At 52.6% G+C, this 20,002-nt stretch carries 18 protein-coding genes, 1 other RNA gene and 1 pseudogene; 9 read left to right on the top strand and 11 right to left on the bottom strand.

From position 1 onward, the window contains the following. Window positions 1-12 precede the first annotated feature (12 nt). The 3 genes from DQM29_RS05755 to rsmS are packed head-to-tail and all read left to right on the top strand — an operon-like array spanning window position 13 to window position 2,437. Window positions 13-1,524 (top strand): sensor histidine kinase, encoded by a 1,512-nt coding sequence (locus DQM29_RS05755; RefSeq protein WP_111739721.1) that lies wholly within the window; start codon window positions 13-15, stop codon window positions 1,522-1,524. A 1-nt stretch (window position 1,525) separates the two neighbouring features. Then, on the top strand, window positions 1,526-2,209 hold the full coding sequence (locus DQM29_RS05750; RefSeq protein ID WP_111739719.1) for a response regulator transcription factor: 684 nt from the start codon (window positions 1,526-1,528) through the stop codon (window positions 2,207-2,209). Between the two features lie 57 nt (window positions 2,210-2,266). Further along, complete coding sequence (gene rsmS, locus DQM29_RS05745; protein ID WP_111739717.1) at window positions 2,267-2,437, top strand: pleiotropic regulatory protein RsmS; 171 nt, start codon at window positions 2,267-2,269, stop codon at window positions 2,435-2,437. On the opposite strand, the gene DQM29_RS05740 is transcribed toward rsmS, so the two are convergent. The 3 genes from DQM29_RS05740 to acrR all read right to left on the bottom strand — a co-directional run bounded on the left by DQM29_RS05740 (window position 2,409) and on the right by acrR (window position 4,050). Further along, window positions 2,409-2,957 (bottom strand): hypothetical protein, encoded by a 549-nt coding sequence (locus DQM29_RS05740; protein WP_111739714.1) that lies wholly within the window; start codon window positions 2,955-2,957, stop codon window positions 2,409-2,411. The genes rsmS and DQM29_RS05740 overlap by 29 nt on opposite strands. Window positions 2,958-2,988: 31 nt before the next feature. After that, complete coding sequence (locus tag DQM29_RS05735; RefSeq protein WP_111739712.1) at window positions 2,989-3,342, bottom strand: DsrE/DsrF/TusD sulfur relay family protein; 354 nt, start codon at window positions 3,340-3,342, stop codon at window positions 2,989-2,991. A 63-nt stretch (window positions 3,343-3,405) separates the two neighbouring features. Continuing rightward, entirely contained in the window at window positions 3,406-4,050 is a 645-nt protein-coding gene (gene acrR, locus DQM29_RS05730) for a multidrug efflux transporter transcriptional repressor AcrR (RefSeq protein WP_111739710.1), read from the bottom strand. A gap of 158 nt (window positions 4,051-4,208) precedes the next feature. Here acrR and DQM29_RS05725 point away from each other — a divergent pair, with 158 nt between their 5' ends. The 3 genes from DQM29_RS05725 to mbfA all read left to right on the top strand — a co-directional run bounded on the left by DQM29_RS05725 (window position 4,209) and on the right by mbfA (window position 9,684). Next, window positions 4,209-5,405, top strand: a complete 1,197-nt coding sequence (locus tag DQM29_RS05725) for an efflux RND transporter periplasmic adaptor subunit (RefSeq protein WP_111739708.1) — start codon at window positions 4,209-4,211, stop codon at window positions 5,403-5,405. 22 nt (window positions 5,406-5,427) lie between these two features. After that, the gene (locus DQM29_RS05720) at window positions 5,428-8,586 is read left to right on the top strand and encodes an efflux RND transporter permease subunit (RefSeq protein WP_111739706.1); all 3,159 of its coding nucleotides are present in this window, start codon (window positions 5,428-5,430) and stop codon (window positions 8,584-8,586) included. 141 nt (window positions 8,587-8,727) lie between these two features. After that, window positions 8,728-9,684, top strand: a complete 957-nt coding sequence (gene mbfA / locus DQM29_RS05715) for an iron exporter MbfA (RefSeq protein ID WP_111739703.1) — start codon at window positions 8,728-8,730, stop codon at window positions 9,682-9,684. Window positions 9,685-9,777: 93 nt separating this feature from the next. Here mbfA and ffs read toward each other — a convergent pair. Continuing rightward, window positions 9,778-9,874: signal recognition particle sRNA small type (gene ffs, locus DQM29_RS05710), an RNA gene on the bottom strand. A 169-nt stretch (window positions 9,875-10,043) separates the two neighbouring features. On the opposite strand from ffs, the gene DQM29_RS05705 reads away from it, so the two are divergent. After that, entirely contained in the window at window positions 10,044-10,364 is a 321-nt protein-coding gene (locus DQM29_RS05705; RefSeq protein ID WP_111739701.1) for an MGMT family protein, read from the top strand. Window positions 10,365-10,396: 32 nt separating this feature from the next. On the opposite strand, the gene DQM29_RS05700 is transcribed toward DQM29_RS05705, so the two are convergent. Beyond that, window positions 10,397-10,810, bottom strand: a complete 414-nt coding sequence (locus tag DQM29_RS05700) for a YbaY family lipoprotein (protein ID WP_111739699.1) — start codon at window positions 10,808-10,810, stop codon at window positions 10,397-10,399. Window positions 10,811-11,069: 259 nt separating this feature from the next. Between DQM29_RS05700 and tesB the strand changes: the two genes are divergently transcribed. Next, on the top strand, window positions 11,070-11,945 hold the full coding sequence (tesB, locus tag DQM29_RS05695) for an acyl-CoA thioesterase II (RefSeq protein ID WP_111739697.1): 876 nt from the start codon (window positions 11,070-11,072) through the stop codon (window positions 11,943-11,945). A gap of 74 nt (window positions 11,946-12,019) precedes the next feature. Here tesB and amtB read toward each other — a convergent pair whose 3' ends face one another. The 6 genes and pseudogenes from amtB to DQM29_RS05665 all read right to left on the bottom strand — a co-directional run bounded on the left by amtB (window position 12,020) and on the right by DQM29_RS05665 (window position 18,802). After that, entirely contained in the window at window positions 12,020-13,303 is a 1,284-nt protein-coding gene (gene amtB, locus DQM29_RS05690; protein ID WP_111739696.1) for an ammonium transporter AmtB, read from the bottom strand. 37 nt (window positions 13,304-13,340) lie between these two features. Then, a complete protein-coding gene (gene glnK, locus DQM29_RS05685) occupies window positions 13,341-13,679 on the bottom strand; it encodes a P-II family nitrogen regulator (RefSeq protein ID WP_111739695.1) in 339 nt (112 codons plus the stop codon). Between the two features lie 349 nt (window positions 13,680-14,028). After that, a complete protein-coding gene (locus tag DQM29_RS05680; protein WP_111739694.1) occupies window positions 14,029-14,259 on the bottom strand; it encodes a hypothetical protein in 231 nt (76 codons plus the stop codon). Window positions 14,260-14,708: 449 nt separating this feature from the next. Continuing rightward, window positions 14,709-16,487 carry a SmdB family multidrug efflux ABC transporter permease/ATP-binding protein gene (locus DQM29_RS05675; protein WP_111739693.1) on the bottom strand — a complete coding sequence of 593 codons (1,779 nt, stop codon included), beginning with the start codon at window positions 16,485-16,487 and terminating at the stop codon, window positions 14,709-14,711. Further along, window positions 16,480-18,219 (bottom strand): SmdA family multidrug ABC transporter permease/ATP-binding protein, encoded by a 1,740-nt coding sequence (locus DQM29_RS05670; protein ID WP_111739692.1) that lies wholly within the window; start codon window positions 18,217-18,219, stop codon window positions 16,480-16,482. The genes DQM29_RS05675 and DQM29_RS05670 overlap by 8 nt, the downstream gene beginning before the upstream one ends. A gap of 116 nt (window positions 18,220-18,335) precedes the next feature. Beyond that, window positions 18,336-18,802 (bottom strand): annotated as a pseudogene (locus DQM29_RS05665) (Lrp/AsnC family transcriptional regulator). A gap of 138 nt (window positions 18,803-18,940) precedes the next feature. Here DQM29_RS05665 and DQM29_RS05660 point away from each other — a divergent pair. Then, window positions 18,941-19,978: a PLP-dependent cysteine synthase family protein gene (locus DQM29_RS05660; protein ID WP_111739691.1), complete on the top strand. Its 1,038-nt coding sequence runs from the start codon at window positions 18,941-18,943 to the stop codon at window positions 19,976-19,978. Window positions 19,979-20,002: the final 24 nt, after the last annotated feature.

Genomic DNA, 20,002 nt, shown 5'->3' with positions numbered 1-20,002 from the left:
CTTGGAGAAGGAATGAAAGCCGGACGCCCCTTTTATCTGTTCATATTTATCACTCTGCTGCTGATAGGGCTTATCGGCAGCTTCGGCTTTCGCATACTCAATCAGGAACAAACCGTTAATGACTATCAGGCGGAACAGCTGGCCAAGAGCCGTGTAGCCCAAACGCAAGGGTTTATCCTACAGCAGTTAGATCACAAGCAGGTTCGTCTAAGCGCCATGCTGTCCTACCTGAGTCAGGATCCTGACGCGCTCCGTTTACTTATTGCTCAGGACAGCGACATTGAGTCCATATTTATCCTCAAAGCCGGAAAACTGGTCTTCCCTGACGCCCACGGCCCTATTAGCCAAAAAGAATCCCGCTTTATCGAATCCCTAACGCCTGTGCTGCAAGATCCGTCACAGCTTATCGGTAAGCAGCATATTTCAGACGACAGCACGCCAACCGCGGGCTGGTATCTGATGCAGGAAAGCGGTCACCCGCTGCTGCTTTACTGGCAAAAGAACGGTGAAGACACCGTCGGCATCAAGCTCAGCTACGCCAAACTGCTGGCAGACACTGTCGCCAACGTCGACATAAACTACACGCCGGACAGCATCACCATTTCCGACAGCGGGCAGCTTCTGTATCAGTATGCGCCCGAGGGGAAAATAGACCGTCAGGCTCAGCCCACTTACGGTCAGGCGCTGCCCTATCCTCTCCACAACTGGAGAGTAGACTATTACGCCAGCGTGGAAGATCGTTCAGCGCTGCTCTATGCAGGAATGGCCCTGATAGTTCTTCTGATTGCCATCGTCATCGTTGTGGCATTTCTGCTGTACCGAGAGTTTAACCGGGCAACGCAGCTGGCGCGCAGACAGGTGGACTTTGTCGGGCAGGTATCCCACGAGCTGAAAACGCCGCTGACCAACATCACCCTCTACGCTGAGATGCTGAAAGAAATGGCTCAGGAAGAGGAAAGCGCCAGCGTTCACTATCTTGACGTTATCGTTAGCGAGAGCCAGCGCCTTTCAAGGCTGATACAAAACGTGCTGACGTTTACCAAAGCGCCCAAAATCAGCCGACAGGAAATCCATGTCGGAACACTGCTTGAACAGGTAAAAGATATTTTTACTCCGGTGTTCGACGCTAAAGGCCTGACGTTAGAGCTGCATATTGACGGCGATATCAAGGTGTATAGCGATGCTGACAGGGTCACACAGATTGTCAGTAATCTGCTCAGCAACGCAGAAAAGTACGCTGCCGACGGCAAACGCGTCGAGCTTTATGCCCAACAAGACGGCGAGCGCGTCTATCTTGGCGTTAGAGACTTTGGCAAAGGGCTGCCGGAAAGAGAGCTGAGAGTTATTTTCCAGCCGTTTTACCGCGTGAAGTCATCCATTACCGAAGGTGTCAGCGGTACCGGCATCGGCCTGACCATCGCTAAACAGCTTGCAGAGAGCCTGTCCGGTACGCTAAGGGCAGAAAACAGGGAACCCGGCATGGCGTTTATTTTGACCCTGCCGAAACAGGGCGCGGAGGCCTGATGTGAAAATTCTTATTGCAGAAGACGATTTCCACATTCGCAACGGGCTCAAAGACATGCTCAGCCGTGAGGGATATTCCGTTCTCGCCGCAGAAAACGGAAAGATCGCACTGGCGCTTTACCATCAGGAACAGCCTGACTTTGTTATTCTTGACATCATGATGCCAGAAATGGACGGCTACTCCGTCTGCAAGGCCATTCGAGGGCAGGATGAACATACGCCAGTGATCTTTTTATCGGCCAAGGGAGAAGAGATCGATAAGGTCTTGGGGCTCGAACTTGGCGCTGATGACTATATCAACAAGCCGTTCGGCATCCATGAGGTGCGCGCGCGGATAAAAACTATCGCCCGTCGCTGTCTGAGAGCCAAGCGTCTCGCACCAGAGCTCCCCTTCCCCTTTGGCGATCTGGAAATTTTTCCTTCAGAGCTGTGCGCTAAGCGCCGGCAGCAGACGATTGAGCTGTCACTGAGAGACATCAGGATCCTGACCTGCCTGTACCAGCATAGAAATCAGGTTGTTGGGAGAGATACCCTGATTGACTCAGCCTGGGGCTGCGATCATCTACCTAACAGCAGAACGCTGGATCAGCATATTTCCCGGTTGCGCAAGCTGATTGAAACTGACCCTGCCAGCCCGACGCTAATCCGCACCGTTCACGGATCCGGCTACCGCTATCAGGAATAATGACTGCGGCTAAAATCCGTTAAAATAATAAAGAATACTCAGCTGTGAGACGACACCATGACACCACCCGATCAATCGTTAGAACAGGCGCCAGAAGACGTAAAGCTGGCCGTCGATTTGATTTATCTTCTTGAAACGCACGATATAGCCCCGGCAACTGTCCTCTCGGCGCTTAAGATCGTTGAAAGGGATTTTCAGGCTAAGCTTGAGGCTCAAGCGTCTCGCTAGATGCTGACTGACGATAGCGCGTCAGCACTACGCCTAGCGTAAATAGTAGGTAGGTTAAAAACGCCATCAGCGCCAGCAGTGTGGGCCGATAGTAAAAGGCATGGCGCCAGAAAAACGGCAGCAGTGCAGTTTCGATAGTCTCTTGCCCTACAGCGCCGAGAAGCCCTAACGACAGGCAGTAGATCGCCGCGCTATAGGCAATAAATACCGCGAACGGCCCATAGCAAACCCAGCGCCGCTCGGGCAGTGCAGCATATCGCCCATAGAGATTCCCCATAAAGAGAACCCCTAGGCAGAAAACTACCAGACAAAACCACTTAGTGAAATCAACCTGTGCATCGCGGCTTAACAGCAGCTTCGCCTCATAGGTCAGATCGCGGCTAAACCAGCAGCTTGAATCCACCAGCGTTGAGCACAGAAACGCCAGCGCCTGGCTGCAAAGAGGCAGCACCAGCACTAATACGACTGTGACATGTACAATTTGACTAAATGCCGTTCTCGCAGAGGTCTTCTGGTTCATCCATGCTCCCACGCCGCCAAGCTAACAAGTCTTAAAAGGTTAAGACCTTCTCGGCCTCCAGCGTCCACTGTGCCAACTCTACCAGCGTTCCGATTTCAACACCCTCAATTAGCGGTAGACCGCTAATGCCGCGCGCGTCGGTACAGGTTTTACACAGCTTAACCGTTACGCCCTGCGCAGTAAGAATTTCCAGCATCTGCTGGAGATGATAGCCCTCGTGAGGCTTCTGATTGCGCAGCCCGGCGCTAACGGCGTCAGACATCAAAAACACCTTTAGCTCGATTTCTGCAGGCTGTTCTTTCAGCGCAATGGACAGGCGCAGCGCGTTGAACAACAGCTCACTGCCGTAAGGAGCGCCGTTGGCGATAACTAAAATACGTTGCATTACTTAACTCCTGAAAAACTCTCTATGCAAAACCATCTGCGCAAAACCCTAGACGACAAGCGGCTATTTTGTCACCACTCGAGCCAGAGCGCTACTGTGTCTTAGTGAATCCAGATAGGCGTCAACCAGTCTGGGTGCCTCTTTGGCCAGACTGTAAGCCTGTGGCATAAACAGCCAGCTGCCCATCAGCCCCCAAATATAAGACCGCATGGAAATGGCAGCCAAACGCAAATCCAGCGATTCCGGAAGTTGCCCCTTTTCAACACATTCACGCAACGCGTTCTCGATGCGCTCTTCGTTTTGTAAATAGAGGGATTGATGTATTTGTTGAAGGGAAATAAGCTCGCCAACAAACTCGCACTTATGGAATAATATCGCCAGTAAATTTCTACGCCGAATGTCTGTTTCTGTCAGCTGTAAAACATAAATAAGTGTCTGTCGCAGCGCCCGTATGGGATCGGAAGAAAACTCATTTCTGTATCGCAGGGCTTCATCATCAATGCTAGACTCTACCTGAGCCCACATTGCGATGAAAATATCGACTTTATTCTTGAAATGCCAATATATTGCCCCGCGCGTAACGCCCGCAGCCAAGGCAATATCATTCAGCGACGTGCTCGTAACGCCGCGACGGGAAAACTCCTGTATGGCGGCGTCAAGAATATGTTGACGGGTCTCTAATGACTGCTGTTTCGTGCTGCGGCCCATGTTTTATGCTTTCTGTGCGGTACGTTTTGCGATGACTTACATACATACATGAATGTTTGTATTATAGCACGCTGAGATTTTTATCCTAACTATGTAGTTACCCAAGCATATTTGCCTATTATTTACGGTAACTGATATTGAAAATTTGAGGTTTATCTATGAGTAAATACAGAGGGCTGAAGCCTCTGGCAGCAGCGCTGATGCTTTCCAGCGGTTTAGCGCTTGTGGGATGCGACAACCAGTCTGGAGAAGGCGCTCAAAGGTCTGCACCCAAAGTTGAGGTAGTGACCATTTCGTCACAGCCCGTCAATATCACGACTGAACTTCCAGGGCGTACTGCGGCCTTTCGCATTGCTGAAGTGCGTCCTCAGGTCAGCGGTATCATCCTGAAGCGTCAGTTTACCGAAGGCAGCACGATTACAGAAAACCAGTCGCTGTATCAAATCGATCCGGCGACCTACCAGGCCACTTACGACAGCGCAGCAGCCGATCTGGCGAAAGCGCAGGCCAGCGCCAACCTGAATCACCTGACGGTTAAGCGCTATAAGCCTCTGGTCGGCACCAACTTTATCAGCCGCCAGGACTACGATACTGCTGTCGCTAACGCGCGCCAGTCAGACGCCGCAGTGCAGGCAGCAAAAGCGGCGCTGGATACTGCCCGCATCAATCTGGAATACACCAAGGTGATGTCCCCTATTAGTGGACGAATCGGGAAATCCAGCGTAACAGAAGGCGCTCTGGTTAACGCTAACCAGGCTACCGCCCTCGCGACAGTTCAGCAGCTTGATCCCATCTATGTGGATATCACTCAGTCCAGCAACGACTACTTGGCGCTGGAAAGAGAGCTGGCCAACGGCACGCTGACCAAAGAACAGGGCGCCAAGGCTCAGGTAAGCCTAGTCTTTGACGACGGCACTGTATACGAGCACCCGGGCAAGCTGGAATTTGAAGACGTTACCGTTGACGAAACCACCGGCTCAATCACTATGCGCGCCGTGTTCCCTAACCCGAAAAACCAAATCCTGCCGGGCATGTTTGTTCGCGCTAAGGTTAATCAGGGCCTGCGCCCTGACGCGCTACTGGCTCCTCAACAGGGCGTAACGCGTAACCAGCGCGGTGAAGCAACGGTACTGGTTGTCAATAAAGACAACAAGGTTGAGCAGAAAGTTATTGTTACGGGTCAATCCGTTGGCAGCAACTGGCTGGTCACCAGCGGGCTTGAGCGCGGCGAGAAAGTGATCGTTACTGGTCTGCAAAAGATTCGAGTTGGGGTAGAAGTCAGCGCGTCGGAGTTTTCCGATAAGCCGAAAGAAAGCGCAGCGCCTCAAGGCGAAGCAAAGCCCGAAGCGAAGTAATAAACCATATTGAGTGTAGCAGATGGCCAAATTTTTTATTGATCGCCCGATTTTTGCCTGGGTAATCTCTATCATTATCATGCTGGCGGGGGCTCTGGCGATTGTTCAGCTGCCGGTTGCCCAGTATCCGACTATCGCCCCTCCGGCGGTATCGGTCTCCGCAAACTATCCGGGTGCTAACGCCCAGACGGTACAGGATACCGTGACGCAGGTTATCGAACAGAACATGAACGGTATCGATAACCTGATGTACATGTCATCGACCAGTGACTCGGCCGGTAACGCCTCCATTACCCTGACTTTCGAAGCCGGTACCGATCCGGATATCGCACAGGTTCAGGTGCAGAACAAGCTTCAGCTTGCAACGCCCCTGCTGCCTCAGGAAGTCCAGCAAATGGGGATCAGCGTTAAAAAGGCCAGCAGCAGCTTCTTGATGGTTGCGGGCTTTATCTCCACCGATGGCTCAATGACTCAGGACGATATCGCGGACTACGTGGGTTCTAACATTAAAGATCCTATTAGCCGGACTTCCGGCGTCGGCGACGTTCAGCTTTTCGGTTCCCAGTACGCCATGCGTATTTGGCTCGATCCTAACAAGCTAAACAGCTTCTCCCTGACGCCTATCGACGTAAACAACGCCATTAAGGTTCAGAACAACCAGATCGCCGCAGGTCAGTTGGGCGGTACTCCACCGGTCAAAGGCCAGCAGTTGAACTCGTCTATCGTGGTTCAAACGCGTCTGCAAAGCACCGAGCAGTTCGGCAATATCCTGCTGAAAATCAATCAGGACGGTTCTCAGGTTCGCCTGAAAGACGTTGCTGAAATTGAGCTAGGCGGCGAAAGCTATAACGTTATTGCCCGCTTTGACGGCCAGCCAGCATCCGGTCTGGGTATCAAACTGGCTACCGGCGCCAACGCGCTGGATACGGCTGAAGCCGTGAAGGGTGAACTTGAAAGTCTGTCAAAGTACTTTCCGTCAGGCCTGAAGATCGTTTATCCCTACGATACAACGCCATTCGTTAAAATCTCTATCAACGAAGTGGTAAAAACGCTGGTTGAAGCCATTCTGCTGGTATTTCTGGTTATGTACCTGTTTCTGCAGAACTTCCGTGCCACGCTTATCCCAACAATCGCCGTACCGGTGGTTCTGTTGGGGACATTCGCCATTCTCTCGTCATTTGGCTACTCGATAAACACCCTAACGATGTTTGCGATGGTGTTGGCCATCGGCCTGTTGGTGGATGACGCCATCGTTGTGGTTGAAAACGTTGAGCGTATCATGGCGGAAGAAGGCCTGCCGCCGAAAGAGGCAACCCGCAAGTCGATGGGGCAGATTCAGGGCGCACTGGTCGGTATTGCCATGGTGCTTTCTGCGGTATTTATCCCCATGGCCTTTATGGGCGGCTCTACCGGTGCTATCTATCGTCAGTTCTCGATCACCATTGTTTCTGCCATGGTGCTGTCGGTTCTAGTGGCAATGATCCTGACGCCAGCACTGTGCGCCACGATCCTCAAGCCGGTCGCCAAAGGCAGCCACGGTATTACTACCGGTTTCTTCGGCTGGTTTAACCGCCTGTTTGAGAAAAATACTCACCACTACACCAACAGTATTGCCAATATCCTGCGCAGCACTGGCCGATATATTCTTATCTATCTGGTACTGTGTATTGGTCTGGTTTACATGTTTATGCGCCTGCCCTCCTCCTTCCTTCCGGATGAAGACCAAGGGGTATTCTTGACCATGGTTCAGCTCCCGCAGGGGGCGACTCAGGAAAGAACGCAAAATGTGCTCAATCAGGTCAGCCAGTACTTTATGGAGAAAGAGAAGGACAACGTTGAGTCTATCTTTACCGTTAGCGGCTTCGGCTTCAGCGGTCAGGGGCAGAACACCGGTTTGGCCTTCGTCAGCCTGAAGGATTGGAACGCGCGTAAAGGTGAAGAGAACAAGGTGCCGGCCATCGCGGCTCGGGCAAGTCAGGAATTCTCAAAAATTCAGGACGGTCTGGTATTCGCCTTTAACCTTCCTCCTATCGTTGAACTGGGTACCGCGACCGGCTTTGACTTCCAGCTGATAGATCAGGCTGGGCTTGGCCACGATCGATTAACTCAGGCGCGTAATGAGCTAATGGGTAAAGTTGCTGAACACCCAGACATGCTGGTTAAGGTTCGTCCGAACGGCATGGAAGACACGCCTCAGTTCAAACTGACTGTTGACCAAGAGAAAGCGCAGGCGCTGGGCGTTTCAATTAGCGACATTAACCAGACGCTTTCCACTGCGCTGGGCGGCTCCTACGTGAACGACTTTATCGATCGCGGCCGCGTCAAGAAGGTGTACGTTCAGGCACTGGCGCCATACCGCATGATGCCGAAGGATATCAACAACTGGTACGTTCGCGGTGCGAACGGTCAGATGGTGCCGATGTCGGCCTTCTCTAGCGCTCACTGGGAGTTTGGTTCACCGCGTCTGGAACGCTATAACGGCCTGCCGTCTATGGAAATTCTGGGGGAAGCCGCACCGGGTAAGAGTAGCGGTGACGCTATGGCCCTGATGGAAAAGCTGGCCTCCGAACTGCCTGAAGGCATTGGCTACGACTGGACCGGTATGTCCTATCAGGAACGTCTGGCGGGTAACCAAGCACCGGCTCTGTACGCCATCTCGCTGATTGTGGTGTTCCTGTGTCTGGCCGCGCTGTATGAAAGCTGGTCAGTGCCGTTCTCCGTTATGCTGGTTGTTCCACTTGGGGTTATCGGTGCGCTGCTTGCCACGACGATGCGAGGATTGGAAAACGACGTCTACTTTATCGTAGGCCTGTTGACCACCGTCGGCCTGTCGGCGAAGAACGCCATACTTATCGTTGAATTCGCCAAAGACCTGATGGACAAAGAGGGTAAAGGGCTGATTGAAGCAACGCTGGAAGCTGTTCGTATGCGTCTGCGTCCAATCCTGATGACCTCACTGGCCTTTATGCTAGGGGTTCTGCCGCTGGCTATCAGCAACGGTGCAGGTTCCGGCGCACAAAACGCTGTAGGTACCGGGGTTCTGGGCGGCATGGTCAGTGCGACCATTCTGGCTATCTTCTTCGTACCGGTGTTCTTCGTCGTCGTCCGCCGCCGCTTCAGCAAGCGCGGTGAAGACATTGAGCACTCTCATCCGGTCAACCATACCGAGCATAGCGCTTAGTATTAGCAAGTCCACAACGCGCTATTGACTACACAACGGGGCCGCAAACGCGGCCCCGTTTTTTTGCATTCTCTCGTTCTGGGTTTACTATTAATTAGGCAGTGTCATCAGTTATTTGTACATTCAAAACGGACGAAGCATATGAAGAACTTTTCCGACCTTTCTGAACGGGAAATTCTGGCGCTCGCGATCTCCCTGGAAGAAGAAGACAATAAAATCTATCGCGAATTTGCCGAAGGGTTAAGGGAAACCTACCCCGATTCCGCGCGGATCTTTTCCCTCATGGCCAAAGAAGAAGACAGCCACCGCCATCGACTTCTTACCCTCTATAAAGAAACGTTTGGCGACCATATTCCGCTTATTCGCCGTCAGGACGTCAAAGGATTTGTGGAACGAAAAGCCATCTGGCTCAGCCGGCCACTGAGTATCGACAGCGTGCGTAAGCAGTCAGAAGTGATGGAGATGGAAACCCAGCGCTTTTACTCTCAGGCGGCACAGAAAGCGACCAACGTGCATATCCGCCAGCTGCTGGGAGACCTGTCTGCCGAAGAGTTTCGCCATCAGCAAAAGGCCGAATGTCTTGAACGGCAGTTCGTTAGCCCTGCTGTTAAAGAAAAAGAAGAAAAGTCTTCCCGTCGGCTGTTCGTTCTTCAAATCGTTCAGCCCTCTCTGGCAGGCCTCATGGACGGCTCTGTTTCCACGCTAGCGCCGGTCTTTGCCGCCGCGCTGGCAACCAAAGACAGCTGGCAGGCATTTTTGGTCGGCCTTGCAGCATCGGTAGGCGCGGGGATCTCGATGGCCTTTGCCGAAGCGGTTTCCGATAACGGCTCACTAACCGGGCGGGGAAACCCTTGGCTTCGGGGTGCGGCCTGCGGTGTTATGACAACGCTAGGCGGACTGGGACATACCCTCCCCTTCCTGATAACCCACTTCTGGACAGCCATGACCGTCTCTATCGGCGTAGTCATCGTTGAGCTGGCGGCCATCTCATGGATACGCAATCGCTATATGGATACGCCCTTGCTACAGGCTTCGTTTCAGGTAGTCATTGGCGGTCTGTTAGTCTTTGCTACGGGTCTGTTTATCGGCAGCGCGTGAGCATTTTTACTAAGCCGGTTAGCCCAAAAAGAGCCATAGATAAGAAGAAAAAGAGTGGGAATTGACAGCGCGAAAGCGCTAAATGGGTGGGGGCCCTGCCAGCTACATCCCGGCACACGCGACGCCTGCTGCGGCTGCTTCCTTCCGGACCTGACCGAGTTCACAAGTTAGCGTTGCGGGAGAACCAACAGAGCCCCCATTGACGACTCCGGAAAACCGAAGCGGTGGGCATTATCAGGCATGCCGACAGTAATTGCAAGCCGCAGAGGAACAGGTGCCGCTTTCTTGCCCAAAGGCAAACTCCTCGGCAAAATAGAGCTCACTTATCCGCAGAGCCCGCCCCTAAGGAGCGATTCATCATGGAGTTTGACGAGACATCGTTTCCCGTTCAGGTTTATACCGTTGTTGCCTCTATTCCCGAAGGGAAAGTGACCACTTACGGCAGCATTGCTCGGCTGGCGGGATTTCCTGGCTATGCCCGCCACGTCGGAACACTACTAAGTCGGCTTCCTCAGGGCAGCACGCTACCGTGGTTTCGGGTTATCAACTCACAGGGAAAAATATCATTGACCGGGCCGGACTTTATTCGGCAAAGAGACGCGCTGCTTGCTGAGGGGATACTGTTTAGCCAAAGCGGACGCATTAGCTTTAAAAAATACGGTTGGCTGACAGAGCCCTAGAATATCCGGGCTCTGCCACGTAGCGCTTAAGCTTAAGGCTGAACGCGCTCCAGCAGTACGTTACGCTCCGCCGGGCTGCCGTTAGTCAGCACTTCGTTAACCGACGTAGAGGTGTAAAGAAGCTTGCCGTCAACAGAGATAGTGGCAAACAGAGAAACTGTCTGTGCGCCTACCAGCTGTTCTGGCTTATAGGGCAGTGAGAAACTGAACGGTACCTGCTTGCCTTTCGCAGGGAAGGTCACTGAAGAAAGCACTCTCGCCGGAGCGTCTGCGCGTGAAATATCAGCCAGCGTAACGGTCACGTTAGCATTCTTTGGCAGCGCAATGCGCTCACGATAGGCCACCGATCCGGTAACCTGCGGGCCTGTAGGCGCTTGATCTGCTGCGCTACATCCAACCAGAGCCGCAGCCAGTGCTGCACCACTTAATACTTTTAAAAAATGCATCTCAATCTCCTTGTTACATCAGGTTACAGCCTCAACTATAGCCCAAAAAATGCAAAAACTCAGTTAAGCCGTCTAAATTAACGTCAAAAATTGAATGATTTTTTTAAATTATGTAAAAAAAACGTCATTAAACGCTAATTGGTGGGATCGTAAAAAAGCCCCTATATTCCCCTCAGGCGGGAAATGGCGCTACACTTAACGTCTCGATTGTTCTCATAAAATCCAGCGCACCGCTGGCACTACACGGGATTGAGTTTTAATGAGTAACGTTTTACAAAGCCTCTTAACACTACTACAGCTGGAAAAAATAGATGAAACGCGGTTTCGTGGCCAAAGCCAAAGCCTTGGATTAAAGCAGCTGTTTGGCGGTCAGGTTATTGGGCAGGCGCTTTCCGCCGCCAAGCAAACGGTTCTTCCTGAAAGACGCGTGCACTTATGCCACAGCTATTTTCTGCGCCCCGGAGACGGTACTCAACCTGTTGACTATGAAGTAGAAACTATTCGCGATGGCAACAGCTTCAGCACGCGGCGCGTCAGCGCCTATCAGAACCGGCAAAAGCTGTTCTATATGACGGCCTCCTACCAAAGCGATGAACCCGGCTTTGATCACCAAATGCCTTCAATGCCGGACGTGCCACAGCCGGAATCCCTTATTTCAGAAACAGAAATTGCCAGAAAGATGGCTCAGTTCCTGCCCGGCGGGCTTAACAACCCTTTCTGTCAGGAAATGCCGCTGGAGATCCGACCGGTGAAGCTTTATCCCATGCATAAGGCAGAAGTTGACAAGCCGGTGCGCTACGCCTGGTTCAAAGCTAACGGCGATATGCCCAACGATCTGGGCATACATAAATACCTGTTAGGCTATGCGTCTGATTTTCATTTTCTGCTAACCGCGCTTCAGCCTCACGGTGTGGCGCTGTTTCAACCGGGTATGCAGGTTGCCACCATCGACCACTCTATCTGGTTCCATCGGCCGTTTCGCCTTGACGACTGGATCCTCTACGCCGTTGATAGCCCTTCTGCCAGCGGTGCTCGTGGCTTTGTTCGCGGCCAATTTTTTACCCGTCAAGGACTGCTTATCGCCTCAACCGCTCAGGAAGGCGTCATTCGCCTTCACCAGAACGAGGCGCTTTAGCGCTAAAGCTTTTCCGCTGAAAAGAGTTACCCGCGCCAAGCACGGGGTAACCAGTTCATCACTTATCATGCTCACTACGGGTTGTAAGCGCTTTCGCCATGGCTGTTGACGTCCAGCCCTTCCCGCTCCGTTTCTTCCGATACGCGCAGTCCCAGACAGATATCCGCAATTTTGTAAGCCACAAAGGCCACTATGCCCGACCACAGCAGACACACCACTACGCTAGCAGCCTGTATGCCGACCTGCTTGAGCATTGTCACACCCTCGGCATAGCCCGTTCCACCCAGAGCGGCTGACGTTAAAATACCGGTTCCGATACATCCAACAATCCCGCAGACACCGTGTACGCCAAATACATCACAGGTATCATCAGCCTTCAGCCACGACTTAAGTACCACAACGCCCCAAAGCCCGGCTATGCCAGCGACAACGCCAAGCACCAGAGCGCCGCCAATCCCTACCGACCCCGCTGCCGGCGTAATAGCCACCAGCCCGGCAATACAGCCTGAGCAAGCTCCCAGAAGCGAGGGCTTCCCCCGCAGCGTCCACTCGGCTCCCAGCCACCCCAGTACGGCTCCCGCCGTTGCGGTCATGGTGTTAATAAAGGCTAGGGCCGCGATTTCATTCGCGCTGCTGGCTGAACCAGCGTTAAAGCCAAACCAGCCGATGTAAAGTATGGCCGTTCCGATAAACACCATTGGTAGGCTGTGAGGCTTAAAGGCTTCTCGCCCTATTCCACGGCGTTTCCCCAGCATATAGGCGCCCACCAGTGCCGCAATGGCCGCGTTAATATGCACCACGGTACCACCGGCAAAGTCGATAGCTCCCAGCTTAAACAGGTAACCGCCGCCCCACACCATATGCGCCATCGGCAAATAGGCCAGCGTAAACCAGATCAGAACAAACAGCATTACCGCAGAAAACCGGATCCGCTCAGCAAAACCACCAACAATCAACCCAACGGTAATGCAGGCAAACGAGCCCTGAAACGCTACATGAATCAGCTTATAAAACGTCCCTGTGACGTCAGTCAGATGAATGTCTTTCAGCATCAGACCGTTCAGGTTACCGATAATATCGTTCCCCTCACCGAAGGCGAGGCTATAGCCATAAACTACCCACAGCACGCTTACTAAAGAAAAGCTGGCTATCACCTGAGTCAGCAGAGAAAGCACGTTCTTCGCTCTCAGCAGGCCACCATAGAACAGCGCAATACCGGGAATACTCATAAACAGTACCAGTGCGGTGCTTATCATCATAAAGGCGCTGTCCGCCTTGTCAGCCACGGCCTCTGCCATTGCGACACCGGGAAGCGTCGCCAACAGCACTGCCACAGAACAGGATACATATGTTTTCATTGCCCTCTCCCCTAAAAAGTCATGCCAACGGCGAATATCACAGCGCCCCTTCATCCGTCTCGCCGGTGCGGATCCGCACCACCCGCTGCAGCTCCGTCACAAAGATTTTCCCATCGCCAATCTTGCCGGTATAGGCTGCTTCAGTAATGGCTGCGATGGCACTTTCAACCTGCTCATCGGTCATCGCAATATCAATCTTTACCTTTGGTAAAAAGTTAACGCTGTACTCTGCGCCGCGATACAGCTCTGCATGGCCTTTCTGGCGACCAAATCCCTTCACCTCTGTAACCGTCAGCCCCTGAATGCCTATCGTTGACAGCGCCTCTCTGACGTCTTCTAGCTTGAACGGCTTGATAATGACAGTAACCAGTTTCATTGCGCTTTCCCCCTCATTTAAAAACCACCCCCTGGCGGCAACTCGCCTGCCATTAAGACATCAGCAATTTGTATGCCAGCGTTTAGATACGGAGTTAAAAAGAGAGTGAGAAAGAGGCTGCCGAACAAGCAGCCAATTGATAACCTAGAGGAATTTATTTATTCGCATGCAATGATCTAGCGCTAACGCCAATAACCACCGCCACATTCATGGGAGGTATCGCCTCAGAAGTGCGCGGTCAGCCTCAGTCAGCACTAAAATAGTGCATAAAAAAACCCGGCGACGTTGGCCGGGTTTTGAGAGTTTTCAAACGCTATATGTACATAAGGCTGTGACGCCAATTGATCAATTACTTGGCGACAGGCTGTTGAGCTTCAGGCTGAGCGGGCTTTTGCGCTTCTGCTTTTTTCTTAGCGTGTTTTTTATGCTGCTTGCTCTTATCAACGGCCTTATGGTGAGCCGGTGCTGCAGCCTGCTGGGTTTCAGCGGCAGCGGCTGGCGCGGCGGCAGTTTCCGCAGCAAAAACAGAGCCAGACAGAACAAACAGTGAAGCAACAGCTAACGGTAACAGCTTTTTCATAGGTAACATCCTCAAGGGAATACACTTTATTGACGACAAGTTATTTACGGTACGGAACGCTTCCGCCCCTAACGTCTGATTTAGCGCCACATAGGTTCTCGTTAAATCTGGTTTAAAGCATAGACCTCAGACCGTCAGAGTGAGTCAAAATAAAGTAATTCCCATGTAAATAATTTGTAACTTCGCGATCTTTCACATCGGGAGAAAATAGCCAATAAATTCATTGAATAACGAAAGCAGAATGTGGAAAGTAAGAGAGGAAGCGACAGAGTAAAGCGGCTAAAGTCGCTTATTGTCCATCGCTCATTTCTCTTATTATTTGAAAGTAGAAAGAAAAATCAGAAGATTAAAAAACGTACGGCCTGTAACTGCAGTCATACTTTGTCGATAATTTAATTCTTACCGCGAGTGCAAAAAGCCAAAACGACTATCACAAAATCGCTCCAGCATCAGACAGTAGTCACTGACTCACCTAACGCAGTCGCTGCCAGCTGTAGCTGATGCATCTGATAGTAACGCCCCTGGCTTTTCAGCAGCTGCGCATGGGTACCGGATTCCACGATTTCACCGCGATTGAGCACGACAATGCTGTCCGCATCCACAATAGTCGACAGTCGGTGAGCAATCACCACCAGCGTTGTCTGGTGCCTAATAGCATTAAGGGCATGATGGATGGCTCTTTCTGTACCCGAATCAATGTTGGCTGTCGCTTCGTCCAAAATCAGCACCTGAGGAGTTTTCACCAGCACTCTAGCCAGCGCCAGCAGCTGCTTCTGCCCTACCGAGAGGTTGTTACCCTGTTCGCCTAAAACCGTTTTCAGCCCTTGAGGCATTTTCCTTACTAGCGCATCAAGCTGGGCCTGTTCTAAAACCTCCCACACTCGCGACTCGCTGACGTCTCGTCCTAGGGTCACGTTGGCGTAGACGGTATCCGCCAGAACGACGGGATCCTGCTGCACCATCGCCACACCGTCGCGCAGCGTGCGATGGCTCAAACTGGGCAGCGGCCTGCCGTCTAGCGTTATTGAACCCTGCGTGATGGGATAGTAGCCCATCAGCAGGTGTGCCAATGTGCTCTTCCCGCTGCCGGTATGGCCAACCAGTGCGACAAAATGCCGAGAAGGAACAGACAGGTTAATGTTCTTAAGCACTGGCTTTTCTTCACTATAGGCAAAGCTCAGACCCTGAATGTCAATTTTTCCAGAAGACAGCGGTCGCTCATCGTCACCGTAGCGCTGTAGCTCGCCGTCCATAAGGTCAAAAATACGTTCACCGGCCACTACAGCTTGCTGCAGCATCGCCTGTTGAGAAGCCAGCTCAATCAGCGGTTCATTCAGCCTCGAGAGATAGTTGATAAAGGCATACAGCACGCCGACGCCGATACTGCCTTCAGGGCTAAGGCCGAACGTCAGCAGCAGCCCGCTTAATATGGTCGCCGAGATTAGGCTTAGCAGAGGCCTTAGCAATAGGCTTTCCAGCCGCAGTGACTTCAGGCGCATCCGATAGTGGGCCAGATTCACCTCTTCCAGCTTTTCACCAAATCGCTTCTGCTGACCAAACTGCTGCAATACCGCCATGCCGCCGATGGCCTCATTAAAGCTGTTGTTAATATCGGCCAGCAGGCTTCTTACCTGACGGATAACCGGCGTACTGAAGCGCTGATAGAGGATCATCAGCACCAGAACGACAGGGAAGATCGCCAGCGCTATCAGCGCCATTCGCCAGCTCAGGCTAAACATAGCAATCAGCATGGCGCTGATCAGGGCAGCGCTGCGAAGCAATGTGGCAACAACCGTGACGTAGAGGTCTTTAATCACCTCGGTATCATTGGTAACTTTTGAGATAAGCTGCCCGACCGGCTGAGTGTCAAACACCGACAGCGGCTGCTTCAGCGCCGCAGCCATCACGTCGCTGCGCACGTTTTGCACGACGCCAACCGCCGCACCGTTAAACAAGAGAGCCTGCTTGTAGCGCAACGAGGCGGCTAGAATTTGCAGCAGCAGAAAAACTGCCGCCAAAGGCAGAACTTTATCCAGCGGCATCTGGTTTTTCGCCACCATATTGTCGATAAAGTAGCTGATCAGCGCCGGGCCGCATACCTCTGCCCCGGCCGCTAACCACAGCAGCAGCGCCGCCAGAGACAGCGGGCGACGGTAGGGAAGCCCATAGGAAAACAGGCGCTTTAGCGTTGGCCACAGCTGGCGCGGCGTTGAAGCGGTATTACTCATCCAGCGCGGCCTCCAGCTGTTGATAGCGATACATATTGCGATACCAGCCCTTTTCCTCGGTCAGCTGAGCGTGAGTTCCGCGCTGCGAAACTGCCCCCTCCTGCAAAACCAGAATTTCTCCGGCATTCACCAGTCCGGACAGACGGTGAGCGCTCACGATAAGCGTTCTCTGTTTTCCCCACTGGCGAAGGTTTTGCAAAATTTGATATTCCGTCCGGCCGTCCACCGCGGACAGCGCATCGTCGAGAATCAGGATTTCGCTTTCCACCAGCAGCGCGCGGGCAATAGAAATACGCTGCTTTTGCCCGCCGGAGAGCATCACGCCCCGTTCGCCAACCTCAGTCTCATATCCCTGAGGAAAATTGAGAATATCTTCATGCACGCAGGCCAGAGCAGCGGCACGCTCCACTTCTTCTCGTGTAGCCTCTGGTCGGCCTAGGGCAATGTTTTCCGCCACGCTGGCAGAAAATAGAAACGGCGTTTGGCTCACAACAGACAGTCTGGACTGCCACTCAGACAGGGACACTTGAGTCAGCGGCACGCCCTGGAAACAAATTTCGCCCTCTGTAGGGTCAAACTGCCGCTGAATAAGAGCCAGCAGTGTGCTTTTCCCCGAGCCTATAGGTCCGCACAGACCCAGCGTTTCACCGAGCTCTAGCCGCACACTGACGTTTTCTAATGCAGTGCGCTCCGATCCCGCATAGCAGAAACGACGCACATTAATATCCAGAGCGCCTCGCCCTTCGGGCAAAGAACCTTCACCGTCAATCACACTGGGAGTTTCCTCCATCAGCGCCGAAACGCGGGCATAGGCTGCACTACCGCGCTCAACAATGTTGAACATCCACGCCAGCGCCAGCATTGGCCAGATCATTAATCCCAGATACATGACAAAGCTAGTCAACTGCCCCAGCGTCATATGGTTATGGATCACCATCCAGCTGCCGCCGCCGACCGCCAGCATATTGGCGCAGGCAACGGCAAGATAAATTGTCGGGTCGAAACGGGCGTCAACGCGCGCCACCAGCATATTTTTCTTACCCGCATCGGCCGCCACGTCGGCAAAGGCGCAGGCCTGATGCTCTTCCAGACCAAAGGCCTTAATCATGCGAATGCTGGTCAGGCTTTCCTGAGTTTTATCGTTGAGTGAAGAGAACGCTGCCTGAGCGGCGCGAAAGCGATGGTGTAACTGTGCGCCGTAACGCTTGATAAAGATGGCCATAATCGGCATCGGCAACAGGGAAAACAGCGTCAACTGCCAGCTGATTTGGCTACTCATTACCACCAGCACCGCACAGCCCATCACTAGAGAGTCAACCAGCGTCAGCACCCCCTCCCCCGCCGCGAACACCACGCGATCGACGTCATTGGTGGCGCGAGCAATCAAATCACCGGTTCGGTGACGCAAATAAAAGTCAGGATACTGTCGGCTCAGCTGTGTATAAAGCTGCCGCCGAAGCTTAACGGCTAGTAGATAAGACGCACCAAACAGCAAAACGCGCCACACGTAGCGCAGCAGATAAATAACCAGCGCCGTACCAATGATGGCGCCGATCCACATCAGCAGTGTGCTAACACCCATCTCTCGTTGCGTTACGCCGTCAACGACAATGCCTACCAGCTTCGGAGGCAACAGTTGAAGCACAGCAATAATGGTCAATAGCGCAACCGCGCCGACGTAGCGCCGCCACTCTTGAACAAAGAACCAGCGCAGTTGGGAAAAAAGTTTCACAGTATTGATTTACTCGGCGATGCCTGCTCGCCACATTGATGACGCATTGACACTAAATTGATACTAATAGAACCCGTAAGAATACCATTTTTACCGGCTCTAAATGAAACAATTTCTCATTTACACTCAGAGAGCGGCAGGCAGGTAGTAAACTTTATCTCTTCCATGGCGAAGCTTGAGGTCACGTCGCTAAGACCGCTGACGCTGTTAACCAGACGCTTGTAGAAGCGATCGTAGCTCTTCATATCGGCTATCTGCACCCGCATCAGGTAGTCGTATTCACCCGCCATACGGTAAAACGCCATCACTTCTGGTATATCGCTCACGCTGGTCACAAACTGCTGATACCACTCGCTGCTGTGGCACTGAGTTTTTATCAAAACAAACGCCGTCAGGCCAAGCCCAGCTTTTCAGCATCCAGCAGCGCCACTCGGTGGCGAATAAAGCCTTCGTCCTCAAGGCGCTTTAGCCTTTTCCAGCAGGGGGTCGACGTCAGATTGACCTCATCCGCCAGCGCCTGTAGAGAAAGTGTACAGTCCTTTTGCAGCATAGCCAAAAGCTTGCGGTCTATTTTATCTAGCATATCGCCACCGAAGAGAAAAATTTTCTCTCATTTAGCGATAAGGCAGAGAAAATAGCAATAACATTTTCCTCAGTTCTGATTACGCTATGGCATAGACACTCTATCGACAAAACACAATACAGTATAAGGGGAAAAGCCATGACGCGCCCATGGGCCAAACAGGCCATCAGTGAAATCGAAGCAGACTTTCAGCGCTCAGCAGATACGCACCTTATTCGCCTGTGCCTGCCCCAGTTTCCCGGTATTTACCTTTATCTGAAAGATGAAAGTACGCACCCCACCGGTAGCCTTAAGCACCGCCTAGCGCGCTCCCTATTTTTATACGGCCTCTCGAATGGGTGGATAAAACAGGATACGACGATTATTGAAGCTTCATCGGGCAGCACCGCCGTATCGGAAGCCTACTTCGCACGCCTGCTTGGTTTGCCCTTTATCGCTGTAATGCCTGACTGTACCGCCAGAAAGAAAATCGAGCTGATTGAGTTCTACGGCGGTCGCTGCCACTTTGTTAAACACCCGTCTGAAATCTACGCCGCCTCAAAAGCGCTAGCTAGCTCCCTTGACGGCCACTACATGGATCAGTTTACCTACGCTGAACGGGCTACCGACTGGCGCGGCAATAACAACATTGCCGACAGCATTTTCCGCCAGATGGCAAAAGAGCCCTATTCCACGCCGGACTATATCGTCATGAGCGCCGGAACCGGCGGTACTTCGGCCACTCTGGGTCGCTATATCCGCTATCAGGGACATGACACAAAGCTCGTCGTGGTCGATCCGGAAAGCTCAGTGTTCTATCGCTACTACCAAACCGGAGATCGTTCACCGGCTACTGCCTGTAGCCGCATTGAGGGCATTGGGCGGCCGCGTGTGGAGCCGTCGTTTATCCCACAGGTCATTGACGAAATGATCCACGTGCCGGATGCCGCCAGTATCGCCACCGTCCTCTGGTTAGAAAAAATCCTTGGCCGCAAGACCGGCGCCTCTACCGGCACCAACGTCTGGGGCGCGCTTCAGCTAGCCAAAAGGATGAAAGAACGCGGCGAACAGGGCGCTATCGTGACCCTACTGTGCGACAGCGGCGAGCGCTATCTGGACACCTATTACTGCCCGGAATGGGTGCAGAAAAACATTGGCGACCTCAGTGAATTTCAGCAACAGCTGAGCGAACTCTAGTCACGTTAACGTTCTTGATAGGCT

Source organism: Leminorella richardii, from assembly GCF_900478135.1.
Lineage (GTDB): Bacteria > Pseudomonadota > Gammaproteobacteria > Enterobacterales > Enterobacteriaceae > Leminorella > Leminorella richardii.
Note: the sequence above shows the minus strand (reverse complement) of the source record. Positions and strands in the feature narration are given on the sequence as shown.